The sequence below is a fragment of the Pseudomonas sp. FW305-96 genome, assembly GCF_058783825.1.
The window spans coordinates 1-13,120 of record NZ_JBYSYW010000059.1 but is presented as its reverse complement, the minus strand read 5'-3'; the positions used below and the strand labels follow the sequence as shown (position 1 = coordinate 13,120).

Sequence of the window (13,120 nt, the reverse complement as noted above, 5' to 3'; positions counted from 1 at the left end):
CGTCCCCTTCGTCTAGTGGCCTAGGACACCGCCCTTTCACGGCGGTAACAGGGGTTCGAGTCCCCTAGGGGACGCCACTTTTACCCGCGTTTTGCGGGAGTTGAAAGGCTCATCATCCAGATCGGTGAGTCTTTTGTTTACTCGGGGCTATAGCTCAGCTGGGAGAGCGCCTGCATGGCATGCAGGAGGTCAGCGGTTCGATCCCGCTTAGCTCCACCAATTCGCCACGATTCGCAACAGCGGGTCGGCACGAAGGTTAAAGTCCCCTTCGTCTAGTGGCCTAGGACACCGCCCTTTCACGGCGGTAACAGGGGTTCGAGTCCCCTAGGGGACGCCAATTTTTTACCTGCGTTTTGCAGGACTTATAAGGCTCATTCGCTTATTGAATGGGCCTTTTGTTTTTTCTGCCTTCCAAAAAATCCAGCTGTGCCGATCAATGGCCGCAGATTCCGCTTGCCAGAAAATATTATTAGCATAATATGTCGATCATAATATTTAGAGGTGAGCCATGAGCGACAAGAAGAGCAAGACCCGCCAACGCATCCTCGATGCGGCGCGCAGCGCACTGGTCCAGCAGGGACCGGCCGATCCGAGCGTCAGCCAGGTCATGGGCGCCGCGGGGCTGACGGTCGGCGGCTTCTATGCCCACTTCGACAGCAAGGACGAACTCATGCTCGAAGCCTTCAGCCAGCTGCTAGCCGAACGCCGTGCCTTGCTCGCCCAGCTCGATCCAGCCCTTGACGGTACTGAGCGGCGTGCCTTGGTCGCGGCCTTCTACCTGTCGCGCAAGCACCGCGATGCCGAGGTGCAGGCCTGCCCGATTCCCAATGCGCTGAGCGAAATGCAGCGCCTGCCGGACGCCTTCCGTGACGTGCTGGCCGAACACATCGAGCTGATGACCGCGCAAATGGTCGATCGCCCCGAGGACATCGACAAGGCGCTCGCCGATTTCGCCCTGATGGTTGGCGGCCTCGCCGTGGCCCGCGCCCTGGGCGATGGCGAGCTGTCCGACCGGATACTGCGTGCCGCCAAGTCGGCGGTGATCTGAGCAACCTGACCCTGGAGCAAGGCGATGACTACCCTGAGCTGGATTCGTGGCGTCAATGGCACCCTCGGCCACCTGGCCCCTGAACATGTTGCCGGCAAGATGCGCCGCGCCTTCATGACCCCGCGCAACCTGCCGCCCAAGCCATGGGAACTGCCGCTGCTGGCCAGGGCCGAGCGCATCACCTTGCGCTTCGGGTTGTCGGCATTGCGCTGGGGGCAGGGGCCGACGGTATTGCTGATGCATGGCTGGGAAGGTCGCCCCACCCAGTTCGCGGCACTGATCGAGCGGCTGGTGGACAGCGGCCATACCGTGGTGTCGCTGGAAGGGCCGGCACACGGGCGCTCGCCGGGCGAGCAAGCGCATGTGGTGGCGTTTGCCCGCGCGTTGCTCGAGGCCGCCGCCGAACTGCCGCCACTGCGCGCGGTGATCGGACACTCGATGGGGGGCGCAAGCCTGTTGCTGGCGCTGCAGTGGGGGCTGCGCACCGATGCGGCGGTGAGTATTGCCGCCCCGGCCCGCTTGCTCGGCGTGCTGCGGGGCTTTGCCCGGCGGCTTGGGTTGCCGGCCCGTGCCCGAGCGGCGTTTATCCGCCAGGTGGAGCGCGATGTCGGCGTCCAGGTGGCGCGCCTGGATGTCAGTGCCTATCAACTGGATGTGCCGGGCTTGGTGGTGCATGCCGAGGACGATCCCGTAGTGCTCGCCAGCGAGGCACCGCTGATTCACCAGGCTTGGTTCGACAGCCGCCTGCTGCTGCTCGAGGAGGGCGGCCATCAGCGGGTGCTAGCCGATCCGCGCCTGGGCCAGGCGGTGATCGAGCTGCTCGCACGCTCCACCGAGCGGGCGCGGCAAAGCGCCTGAGCATCCGGTACACTCTGCCCGTTCACTGAAAACCAGGAGCAGGCATGAGCTGGGATCTGGCGGCACCATTCATCATCGACCTTCGCGTTGGCAACGAGGATATCGACGGCCTCGGCCACGCCAACAACGCCGTCTACGTCACCTGGCTGGAGCGCTGCGCCTGGCGCCACTCCCAGCGCCTGGGGCTGGACCTGGCCGAGTATCGCCGGCTGGACCGGGCGATGGCGGTGGTCCGCCATGAGATCGACTACCTCGCCGCCGCCTATGAGGACGACGAGCTGCAACTGGCCACCTGGATCATCGACTGGGACCAGCGCCTGCGCATGACCCGGCGCTTCCAGCTCAAGCGCCCGAGCGACGGCGTGACCTTGCTGCGGGCGCAGACCACCTTTGCCTGCATCGAGCTGTCCAGCGGCAAGCCCAGGCGCATGCCGGCGGAATTCATCGACGGCTACGGCCCGGCGCTGACCGGCAGCTGACGGCTGGCGGAAGTTTGCTAGACTGCCGCCTTTTTCATGGCGAGACCCTGAAATGCAAATTGCCCTGGCCCCCATGGAGGGGCTGGTCGACAACATCCTGCGCGACGTCCTGACCCGTGTGGGTGGTATCGATTGGTGCGTCACCGAGTTCATTCGTGTCTGCGACCGCCTGCTGCCGGCCTCTTCGTTCGAAAAGCTGGCGCCGGAGCTGCGCCAGGGCGCCCGCACCGCCGCCGGGGTGCCGATGCGTGTGCAATTGCTCGGCTCCGACCCGGTATGCCTGGCCGAGAACGCGGCGCTGGCCTGCGAGCTTGGCGCGCCGGTGATCGACCTGAACTTCGGCTGCCCGGCCAAGACCGTCAACAAGTCGCGGGGCGGGGCGGTGCTGCTCAAGGAGCCGGAGCTGTTGCATGCCATCGTCCGCGAAGTACGCCGAGCGGTGCCGGCGCATATCCCGGTGACCTCGAAGATGCGCCTGGGCTACGACAGCCCCGACGGCGCGCTGGACTGCGCCACGGCACTGGCCGAGGGCGGCTCGGCACACCTGGTGGTGCATGCGCGGACCAAGGTAGAGGGCTACAAGCCGCCGGCCCACTGGGAATGGGTGGCGCGGGTGCAGGATGTGGTCAAGGTGCCAGTGTTCGCCAATGGTGAGATCTGGACCGTCGATGACTGGCGGCGTTGTCGCGAGGTCAGCGGTGCGCAAGACATCATGCTGGGGCGTGGGCTGGTGTCGCGCCCGGACCTGGCCCTGCAGATCGCTGCGGCCCGCGATGGCGTCGAGTACCAGCCGATGAGCTGGGAAGAACTGCTGCCGCTGCTGCGCGAGTTCTGGCGCCAGGCCCAGGACAAGCTGTCGCCACGCTACGCCCCGGGGCGGATGAAACAGTGGCTGGCGATGCTGACCCGCGGCTACCCCGAAGCGGTGGCGCTGTTTGCCGAGCTGCGTCGTGAGGATGACTGTCAGCGGATCAGCGGGTTGCTGGGGATGGAAATCCACGCTGTCGAGGCTTGTGTTGCCTGAGCCGGCTTGATCGCAAATTTTTTCATGCCAGCCCTTGAAAGCTCTTCGCCAGGACATATCTCTTGAATACGCGATGCCGAAGTCGGGTCGCGTAGTGACTTAACTTGCTGAATCTCAGGAGTTCATGACCATGACTACCGCTTTCTCTCTCGCACCACTTTTCCGCAACTCCGTCGGTTTCGACCGCTTCAACGACCTGTTCGAAGCCGCCGCCCGTAACGAGGCGGGTAGCAGCTACCCACCCTACAACGTGGAAAAGCATGGCGATGACCACTACCGCATCGTGGTCGCCGCCGCCGGCTTCCAAGAGCAGGACCTTGACCTGCAGGTCGAAAAAGGCGTTCTCACCGTGACCGGCGGCAAGCGCGACGGCAGCAGCGAAGGCGTCACCTTCCTGCACCAGGGCATCGCCCAGCGCGCCTTCAAGCTGTCGTTCCGCCTGGCCGACCACATCGAGGTCAAGGGCGCGGGCCTGGCCAATGGCCTGCTCAGCATCGAACTGCTGCGCATCGTGCCGGAAGAAGCCAAGGCCAAGCGTATCCCGATCAACGGCGACAAACCGGCGTTGAACTGATTTCAGCGCAGTGAAGAAAGGGCACCTTCGGGTGCCCTTTTTGCATTCTGCGGCGCCTCCAGCCGGGTTTACGCCTCAGTAATCCGCCGGTGCCTCCAGCAGTATCTGGCGAAACTCCGGTAACGGCAGTGGTCGGCTGTGCAGATAGCCCTGGTACAGATGGCAACCCAGCCGCTCGAGGAACTCCAGTTGCTCGGTCAGTTCCACGCCCTCGGCAATCACCGCCAGCTCCAGGCTGCGGGCCATGGCGACAATGGCGCGGACGATCTCGGCGTCGTTGGGGTCGACCGGTGCGTCGCGGACGAAGGTCTGGTCGATCTTCAACGCATCCACCGGCAGACGCTTTAGGTACGTGAGCGACGAATAGCCCGTGCCGAAGTCGTCCATGGCGAAGCTGACGCCGTGGTGCTTGAGTTCGCGCATCTTGCTGATGGTGTCCTCGAGGTTCTGGATGACGATGCCTTCGGTGATCTCCAGTGTGAGCATGCGCCGGGGCAGGCGGTAGTCGTCGAGGCTGCGCAGCACCCGCTCGACGAAGTCGTTCTGGCGGAACTGCCGTGGGCTGATGTTGACGCACAGGCTGAAGTCGTCGGCGTCGATCAGCCCGTCTGCGAGCATGCGCGCGCAGGCGTCGCAGGCTTCGTCGAGGATCCAGCTGCCGACCTCGAGGATCAGGCCACTTTCTTCCAGAACCTGGATGAACTGCGCCGGAGGCTGCTGGCCCAGTTGCGGGTGGTGCCAGCGCAGCAGGACTTCGGCGCCGACGATACGGTTGTCGCGGGCGTCGACCTGGGGTTGGAAGTGCAGGGCCAGTTCACCGCGGGCCAGGGCCAGGCGCAGGTCGCTCTCCATGCGCAGGCGCTCGCTGGCGGCCTTCTGCATGGTGGTGTGGAACAACTGCGTAGTGTTGCGCCCGGAGTCCTTGGCGCGGTACAGGGCGATGTCGGCGCGCTTGAGCAGGTCGGCGGGGGTGGCGCCATGGTCGGGTATCAACGCCACGCCGATGCTCGGCGTGACCTGCAGGCGCTGGCCGTCCAGCGACATCGGTTCGGCCAGCAGCTCGCGCAGGGTGTCGGCCAGTTCGCGAACCTTGTTTTCCACCTGCTCGCGGCTGCCTTCCAGGCCGCTGAGCAGCACCACGAACTCGTCGCCGCCCAAGCGCGCCACAGTGTCCTCCAGCCGCACGCTGGCCTCGAGACGGGCAGTAATGATCTTCAGTACCGTGTCGCCCACCGGGTGGCCGAGCGAGTCGTTGATGTGCTTGAAGTGGTCCAGGTCGAGGAACAGCAGGGCGCCACGCAGGTTGTGGCGCTTGAGCAGGGCGATCTGCTGGCTCAGGCGGTCCATCAGCAGGGCGCGGTTGGGCAGGTTGGTCAGCGGGTCGTGGTACGCCAGGTGGCGGATCTGCGCCTGGGCGTTCTTCAGCAGGCTGACATCGCGAGCGGTAAGCAGCAGGCAGTCGGTTTCGTTGAGGCTGATCGGCTCCACCGACACTTCCACGGTAAGGATGTCACCGCGCTTGTTGCGGCCCAGCATCTCCCGGTGATGCACCCGGCCGCGCTCGCGCAGCTCGTTGAGCAGGGCGGCGCGCTGCTTCTCGTCGGCCCAGATGCCGATTTCGTAGACCGTGCGGCCCACCACCTCTTCGGGGCTGTAGCCGGTCAACCGGCTGAAACCGTCGTTGACCTCCACATAGCGCCCGCTGTGGCGCTCGGTGATGGTGATGGCGTCGGGGCTGGAATGGAACGCCTTGGCGAATTTCTCCTCGCTGGCCTTGAGCGCCGCCTCGGCGCGCTGCTGCTGGGTGATGTCGCGCAGGGTGGTGACGCTGCATGGCTGGCTGTCGACGCTGATCAGGCGGCTGGAGATCACGCAGGTCAGCGGCGTGCCGTTGCGGTGGTTGACCACCACCGCCACATTGCTCAAGGCCTGGTCGCGGATCACCCGTTCGATGCGTTGGGCGCGTTCGGCCGACTCGGCCCACAGGCCGATTTCCTCGGCGGTGTGGCCGAGGATCTGCTCCGGGGCCCAGCCGAAGGTCTGGCTGAACGCCGGGTTGATCTCGATGAACTGGCCACTGTCCTGCCGGGTCACGCAGATCGGGTCGGGGCTGACCTGGAACAGGCTGGCGAACTTTTCCTCCGAGGCCGTCAGGCGCTGCTCGCGCTCCACCTGGTCGGTGATGTCGAGCAGGGTGCCGGCCATACGCAGCGGGTTGCCCTGGTCGTCGCGGTACAGGCGGGCACGGCTTTCGATGTAGCGCGAGGCGCCGTTGTCGAGTTGCACCCGGTAGGTGATCTGGTAGTTGCCGGCCGGCCCTTCGCGCAGGCTGCGGTAGGCCTGGCGCATGACGCTGCGCTCATGCTCGGGCACACCTTCGAAAAAGGCCTCGAACGATTCGTGGAAGGGCACCGGGTCCAGCCCGTGCAGTTGCGCGGCGCGGGCCGAGCCGTAGAGCATGCCGCTGGGGATGTGCCAGTCCCAAGTGCCCAGCTGGGCCGAGTCCAGGGCCAGGTCGAGGCGCTCCTGACTGTCCTTGAGCGCCTGTTCGGCGCGTTTGCGCTCGGTGGTGTCGACGAAGGTGCTGATCAGGTAGGTGACGCCTTCGAGCTCGATGCCCTGGGTGCAGAGAATGCCATCGTGGATCTTGCCGTTGGTGGCGCGGAACTGCACCTCGAGGGTCAACGGGCCGCTACCTGCGCGGGTGGCGTCCAGTACCTGGTGACGTTGCTCGGGGTTGACCCACAGGCCCAGTTCCACGCTGGTCTTGCCAACCACTTGAGCGCCTGGCCAGCCAAACATGTGCTCGAAGTGCTGGTTGACCTCGATGATCAGGCCGTCGTGGCGGCGGGTCAGGAGAATGGCATTGGGGCTGAGATGGAACAGGGTGGCGAAGCGCTTCTCCGAATTGATCAGTGCGGTTTCCCGCTCGCGCTGGCGGGTGATCTCGCGGATCACCCCGATCATCTGCGGGCGGCCATGGGGGTCGTGGGTCAGGCTGCCGTTGATCTCCAGCCAGTGCACGCTGCCATCGGGCCAGCGGATGCGATGGCGCATGGCCTGCTCGACCGGTTCGCCGTTGACCACGGCCTGGAACGCCTGGCGTGTGCGCGCGCGGTCCTCCTCGGGCAGCAGGTCGAGATAGTCGACGTCGTTGGGCAGCGGGCGTTGCGGGTCGAAGCCGAACAGCGCCTGGGTACCCCGCGACCAGCTCACCCGGCCACTCTCGATGTCCCACAGCCAGGCGCCCAGGCGTGCGGCGTTGAGCGCGGCCAGCAACTGGGGAGCGTTCTGCCAGGCCTGTTCCGACTCCTGGGGGTCGGCCGCGGGAATACGGGGCAGGCGCGGAAAGCGGTTTGCTGATTTGGGCATCGATACCAGACCTTTGGCGGAAAACGCGTCCTTGTGGAGAGAAATGCCGTGCCTGCGACCGGTCAGGCAGCCCCGGCGTGGCTGTCGAGCAGCGCCATGAAGGCCCTGGCCGCATTCGATAGCGTGCGCTCCGTGTGCAATATGTAGCCTAGCTGGCGTGACAGCTGTATGCCGGGCAGGGCGATGGGCGCAACCTGCTCATCGAGCATAGTACGTGGCAGCACACTCCAGGCCAGGCCGATCGACACCATCATCTTGATGGTTTCCAGGTAGTTGGTGCTCATGGCGATGTTCGGCACCAGGCCCTGGCTTTCGAACAGGCGCTGGACGATGTGGTGGGTGAAGGTATTGCCGCCGGGAAACACCGCTGGGTGGCGCGCAACGTCGGCCAGGCTGACCCGCTGGTTGCTGGCCAGCGGGTGTTCGGGGGCGGCGACGAAATCCAGGGCGTCGTCCCACACCGCCACGGCCTTGACCAGGTGATGGGGCTCGGGCGCGAGGGTGATGACGGCAATTTCGGCGCGGCCATGGAGGATTTCATCGTAGGCCGCTTCCGAATCGAGGAACTGAATATCCAACGCCACCAAGGGGTACTGTCGAGTAAAAGCCCGTAATAGTGGGGGCAAACGGTGCAAACCGATGTGATGGCTGGTGGCCAGCGTCAGGCGCCCCGCCACCTCTCCGGTCAAATTGGTCAATGCGCGACGTGTATCATCGAGGACGTTGAGGATCTGATAGGCGCGCGGCAACAGGGCCCGGCCAGCTTCGGTCAGGGTCACTTCACGGCCCAGGCGATCGAACAGGCGTACATCCAGTTGCTGCTCCAGCCCGGCGATGCGTTTGCTGATGGCGGGCTGGGTCAGGAACAGGCGTTCGCCGGCTCCGGAAAAGCTCCCGGTTTCGGCGATGGCGATAAAGGCGCTGAGGTTGGCCAGGTCCACGGTTAGAATTCCTGCTGGTTATCCAAAGCATAAAAATTATGAATTTGAGTTATTCAATCTATCGCCATAGCATCGTCCGTACAAGCCAAGGGGTCTTTGGCATAGAAAGACGCTGATGAGGAACAGTCTGATGGCTGGCAAAACGCTCTACGACAAACTCTGGGAAGCTCATGAGGTCAAGCGCCGCGATGACGGCTCGTCCTTGATCTACATCGATCGCCACATCATTCACGAAGTGACTTCGCCCCAGGCTTTCGAAGGCCTGCGCCTGGCCAGCCGCAAGCCCTGGCGTATCGATGCCAACATCGCCACTCCTGACCACAACGTACCGACCACGCCGGAGCGCAAGGGCGGTATCGAGGCCATCGCCGACCAGGTGTCGCGCCTGCAGGTGCAGACCCTCGATGAGAACTGTGACGAATATGGCATCGTCGAATTCAAGATGAATGACGAGCGTCAGGGTATCGTGCACGTCATCAGCCCGGAGCAGGGCGCGACCTTGCCCGGCATGACCGTGGTCTGCGGCGACTCGCACACTTCCACCCATGGCGCGTTTGGCGCCCTGGCCCATGGCATCGGCACTTCCGAGGTCGAGCATGTGCTCGCCACCCAGTGCCTGGTGGCCAAGAAAATGAAAAACATGCTGGTGCGCGTCGAGGGTCAATTGCCCGCTGGCGTCACCGCCAAGGACATCGTCCTGGCCGTGATCGGCAAGATCGGCACCGCCGGCGGTAATGGCCATGCCATGGAGTTCGCCGGCAGCGCGATCCGCGATTTGTCGATGGAAGGCCGCATGACCATCTGCAACATGTCCATCGAGGCCGGTGCTCGTGTGGGATTGGTCGCGGTCGACGAGACGACCGTCAACTACGTCGAGGGTCGTCCCTATGCGCCGAAGGGCGAGCAGTGGACGCAGGCCATCGAGGCCTGGAAAGGATTGGTCTCCGATGGCGACGCCGTGTTCGACACCGTGGTCGAGCTCGACGCCGCACAGATCAAGCCACAAGTCAGCTGGGGCACTTCGCCGGAGATGGTCCTGGCCGTCGACCAGCGCGTGCCGGACCCGGCCGCCGAGCCCGACCTGATCAAGCGCGGCTCGATCGAGCGCGCCCTCAAGTACATGGGCCTGGCAGCCAACCAGGCGATCACCGACATCCAGCTCGACCGCGTGTTCATCGGCTCGTGCACCAACTCGCGCATCGAAGACCTGCGGGCCGCCGCTGAGATCGCCAAGGGCCGCAAGGTCGCCGCCAACGTCAAGCAGGCGCTGGTGGTGCCGGGTTCGGGTCTGGTCAAGGCCCAGGCCGAGCGCGAAGGGCTGGACAAGATTTTCCTCGAGGCCGGCTTCGAGTGGCGTGAACCGGGCTGCTCGATGTGCCTGGCGATGAACCCGGACCGCCTGGAAAGCGGCGAGCACTGCGCGTCCACCTCCAACCGCAACTTCGAAGGCCGCCAGGGCGCCGGTGGCCGTACCCACCTGGTCAGCCCGGCCATGGCCGCCGCCGCCGCGGTGACCGGCCACTTCATCGATGTCCGCGAGTTGATCCAAGGGAGCGCAGCATGAAAGCCTTTACCCAGCACACTGGCCTCGTCGCGCCTTTGGACCGTGCCAACGTCGACACCGACCAGATCATCCCCAAGCAGTTCCTCAAGTCGATCAAGCGCACCGGCTTTGGCCCCAACCTGTTCGACGAGTGGCGCTACCTGGACGTCGGCCAGCCTTACCAAGACAACAGCAAGCGCCCGCTGAACCAGGAATTCGTGCTCAACCACGCGCGCTACCAGGGGGCCAGCGTGTTGCTGGCGCGGGAGAACTTCGGTTGCGGCTCGAGCCGCGAGCATGCCCCGTGGGCGCTCGACGAGTACGGCTTCCGCAGCGTGATCGCGCCGAGCTTCGCCGACATCTTCTTCAACAACAGCTTCAAGAATGGCCTGTTGCCGATCATTCTCGACGCCGCCGAGGTCGACGAGCTGTTCAAGCAGGTCGAGGCCAACCCGGGCTACCAGTTGACCATCGACCTCGACGCCCAGGCCGTGACCCGCCCGGACGGCAAAGTGCTGAAGTTCGAGATCGACGCGTTCCGCAAGCACTGCCTACTCAACGGCCTGGACGATATCGGCCTGACCCTGCAGGACAGTGACGCGATCAAGGTGTTCGAGGGCAAGCACCGCGCCAGCCAGCCGTGGTTGTTCCGCGATTGATCGAAGGCCTCATCACCACGCGTGGAAGCGGGCTTGCCCCGCGATGAGGCCCGTTGGACACTGAGTTTATCGGCGCGCCGACAGGGCGCGCCGCTTGATTGGATAGAGGAAAGCATGAGCAAGCAGATTCTGATTCTCCCAGGTGATGGCATCGGTCCGGAAATCATGGCCGAGGCGGTCAAGGTGCTGGAGCTGGCCAACGACAAGTTCCAGCTCGGCTTCAGCCTCACCCACGACGTGATCGGTGGCGCGGCCATCGACAAGCACGGCGTGCCGCTGGCCGACGAGACCCTGGAGCGTGCGCGCCAGGCTGACGCCGTGCTGCTGGGCGCCGTGGGTGGCCCGAAGTGGGACAAGATCGAGCGTGACATCCGCCCGGAGCGCGGCTTGCTGAAGATTCGCTCGCAACTGGGCCTGTTCGCCAACCTGCGTCCGGCCATCCTCTATCCGCAACTGGCCGACGCCTCGTCGCTCAAGCCAGAGATCGTCGCCGGCCTGGACATCCTCATCGTCCGCGAGCTGACCGGCGGCATCTACTTCGGCGCGCCACGCGGCCAGCGCGAGCTGGAAGGCGGCGAGCGCCAGGCGTATGACACCCTGCCGTACAGCGAAAGCGAAGTACGCCGTATTGCCCGCGTCGGCTTCGACATGGCCCGCGTGCGCGGCAAGAAGCTGTGCTCGGTGGACAAGGCCAACGTCCTGGCTTCCAGCCAGCTGTGGCGTGAAGTGGTCGAGGATGTGGCCAAGGACTACCCGGACGTCGAGCTGAGCCACATGTACGTCGACAACGCCGCCATGCAGCTGGTGCGCGCGCCCAAGCAGTTCGATGTGGTGGTGACCGACAACATGTTCGGCGACATCCTGTCGGATGAGGCTTCCATGCTCACCGGTTCCATCGGCATGCTGCCGTCGGCGTCGCTGGATGCCGACAACAAGGGCATGTACGAGCCGTGCCACGGTTCGGCGCCGGACATCGCCGGGCAGGGCATCGCCAACCCGCTGGCGACCATTCTCTCGGTGTCGATGATGCTGCGCTACAGCTTCAACCAGACGGCCGCCGCCGAGGCGATCGAGCAGGCGGTGAGCCTGGTGCTGGACCAGGGCCTGCGCACCGGTGACATCTTCTCCGAAGGTTGCCGCAAGGTCGGTACGCAGGAAATGGGCGACGCAGTAGTCGCAGCGCTGCGGAATCTGTAATCTCTCTGGCCCGCCACCCAAAACTCCCGGTGGCGGCCCACTTTTAGCAAAGGTGTAGTTGCGATGAAACGTGTAGGTCTGATCGGTTGGCGTGGAATGGTCGGTTCCGTGCTCATGCAGCGGATGCTCGAAGAGCAGGACTTCGACCTGATCGAGCCGGTGTTCTTCACCACCTCCAATGTGGGTGGCCAGGGCCCGGCGGTGGGCAAGGACATTGCGCCGCTCAAGGATGCCTACAACATCGAAGAGCTCAAGACCCTCGACGTCATCCTGACCTGCCAGGGCGGCGACTACACCAACGAAGTGTTCCCCAAGCTGCGTGAAGCTGGCTGGCAGGGCTACTGGATCGACGCGGCCTCGTCCCTGCGCATGCAGGATGACGCGGTGATCATCCTCGACCCGGTCAACCGCAAGGTCATCGACCAGCAGCTGGATGCGGGCACCAAGAACTACATCGGCGGCAACTGCACCGTCAGCCTGATGCTGATGGGCCTGGGCGGCCTGTTCGAAGCCGGCCTGGTCGAGTGGATGAGTGCCATGACCTATCAGGCGGCTTCCGGTGCCGGCGCGCAGAACATGCGTGAGTTGATCAAGCAGATGGGCGGTATTCACGCGGCGGTCGCCGATGACCTGGCCAACCCGGCCAGCGCCATCCTCGACATCGACCGCAAGGTGGCCGAGGCCATGCGCGGCGAGGGCTTCCCGACCGATAACTTCGGCGTGCCGCTGGCCGGCAGCCTGATCCCGTGGATCGACAAGGAGCTGCCGAACGGCCAGAGCCGCGAAGAGTGGAAGGCCCAGGCCGAAACCAACAAGATCCTCGGGCGCTTCAAGAGCCCGATTCCGGTCGACGGTATCTGCGTGCGGATTGGCGCCATGCGTTGCCACAGCCAGGCGCTGACCATCAAGCTGAACAAGGACGTGCCGCTGGCGGATATCGAAGGCATGATCAGCCAGCACAACCCTTGGGTGAAGCTGGTGCCTAACCAGCGTGAGATCAGCATGCAGGAGCTGAGCCCTACCCAGGTGACCGGGACCCTGAACGTGCCTGTCGGGCGTTTGCGCAAGCTGAACATGGGGTCGCAGTACCTCGGGGCCTTTACCGTTGGTGACCAGTTGCTGTGGGGGGCTGCGGAGCCGCTGCGGCGGATGTTGCGGATTCTGCTGGAGCGGTGATCCGGGTGGTTTGAGTTTGGATTTTGAAGGACCCGTGTTGCGAGAGTGATGCGGGTTTTTTTATTGGTGCTAGATTGGTTGTTGGTTGTTGGTTGTTGGTTGTTGGTTGTTGGTTGTTGGTTGTTGGTTGTTTGGTTAGTTGGTGTTGAAAGTTGTGTGCGCATTCATTTGCGATGTCGACGCTTATTCACCTTTCCGCCCTTACGGCGGGTCCCTTTTTGAAGGATCAAAAAGGGACCAAAAAATCCT

General features: G+C 64.3%; 11 protein-coding genes and 3 tRNA genes. 12 read left to right on the top strand and 2 right to left on the bottom strand.

All coding sequences use genetic code 11. The annotated features are described in order from the left end of the window. Position 1 precedes the first annotated feature (1 nt). The 8 genes from AC3WL2_RS25580 (at position 2) to AC3WL2_RS25545 (ending at position 3,983) form a co-directional block, all read left to right on the top strand. Positions 2-77 (top strand) — tRNA-Glu (locus AC3WL2_RS25580). Positions 78-143: 66 nt separating this feature from the next. Further along, a tRNA-Ala gene (locus AC3WL2_RS25575) sits at positions 144-219 on the top strand. Positions 220-261: 42 nt separating this feature from the next. Then, positions 262-337: transfer RNA gene (locus AC3WL2_RS25570), tRNA-Glu, on the top strand. 171 nt (positions 338-508) lie between these two features. Continuing rightward, positions 509-1,048: a TetR/AcrR family transcriptional regulator gene (locus tag AC3WL2_RS25565; RefSeq protein ID WP_102685389.1), complete on the top strand. Its 540-nt coding sequence runs from the start codon at positions 509-511 to the stop codon at positions 1,046-1,048. 24 nt (positions 1,049-1,072) lie between these two features. Then, positions 1,073-1,906, top strand: a complete 834-nt coding sequence (locus AC3WL2_RS25560; protein ID WP_102685390.1) for an alpha/beta fold hydrolase — start codon at positions 1,073-1,075, stop codon at positions 1,904-1,906. Positions 1,907-1,950: 44 nt separating this feature from the next. Then, positions 1,951-2,385: an acyl-CoA thioesterase gene (locus AC3WL2_RS25555; RefSeq protein WP_102685391.1), complete on the top strand. Its 435-nt coding sequence runs from the start codon at positions 1,951-1,953 to the stop codon at positions 2,383-2,385. A 52-nt stretch (positions 2,386-2,437) separates the two neighbouring features. Continuing rightward, on the top strand, positions 2,438-3,409 hold the full coding sequence (locus AC3WL2_RS25550) for a tRNA dihydrouridine synthase (RefSeq protein ID WP_102685392.1): 972 nt from the start codon (positions 2,438-2,440) through the stop codon (positions 3,407-3,409). A 130-nt stretch (positions 3,410-3,539) separates the two neighbouring features. Next, positions 3,540-3,983, top strand: coding sequence for an Hsp20 family protein (locus AC3WL2_RS25545; RefSeq protein WP_031315058.1), 444 nt, complete (start codon positions 3,540-3,542; stop codon positions 3,981-3,983). 75 nt (positions 3,984-4,058) lie between these two features. Here the strand turns inward: AC3WL2_RS25545 and AC3WL2_RS25540 are convergent, their stop codons facing one another. Both AC3WL2_RS25540 and AC3WL2_RS25535 read right to left on the bottom strand, forming a co-directional pair. Continuing rightward, entirely contained in the window at positions 4,059-7,355 is a 3,297-nt protein-coding gene (locus AC3WL2_RS25540) for a PAS domain S-box protein (protein WP_102685393.1), read from the bottom strand. 62 nt (positions 7,356-7,417) lie between these two features. Continuing rightward, positions 7,418-8,296, bottom strand: a complete 879-nt coding sequence (locus AC3WL2_RS25535) for a LysR family transcriptional regulator (RefSeq protein WP_102685394.1) — start codon at positions 8,294-8,296, stop codon at positions 7,418-7,420. Positions 8,297-8,426: 130 nt separating this feature from the next. Here AC3WL2_RS25535 and leuC point away from each other — a divergent pair, with 130 nt between their 5' ends. From leuC to asd, 4 genes are all read left to right on the top strand, one after another. Then, entirely contained in the window at positions 8,427-9,860 is a 1,434-nt protein-coding gene (leuC, locus tag AC3WL2_RS25530; RefSeq protein ID WP_102685395.1) for a 3-isopropylmalate dehydratase large subunit, read from the top strand. Beyond that, on the top strand, positions 9,857-10,498 hold the full coding sequence (gene leuD, locus AC3WL2_RS25525; protein WP_102685396.1) for a 3-isopropylmalate dehydratase small subunit: 642 nt from the start codon (positions 9,857-9,859) through the stop codon (positions 10,496-10,498). The genes leuC and leuD overlap by 4 nt, the downstream gene beginning before the upstream one ends. Before the next feature lie 114 nt (positions 10,499-10,612). Beyond that, a complete protein-coding gene (gene leuB / locus AC3WL2_RS25520) occupies positions 10,613-11,695 on the top strand; it encodes a 3-isopropylmalate dehydrogenase (protein WP_102685397.1) in 1,083 nt (360 codons plus the stop codon). 63 nt (positions 11,696-11,758) lie between these two features. Further along, complete coding sequence (gene asd / locus AC3WL2_RS25515) at positions 11,759-12,871, top strand: aspartate-semialdehyde dehydrogenase (RefSeq protein ID WP_023630514.1); 1,113 nt, start codon at positions 11,759-11,761, stop codon at positions 12,869-12,871. Positions 12,872-13,120 lie beyond the last annotated feature (249 nt).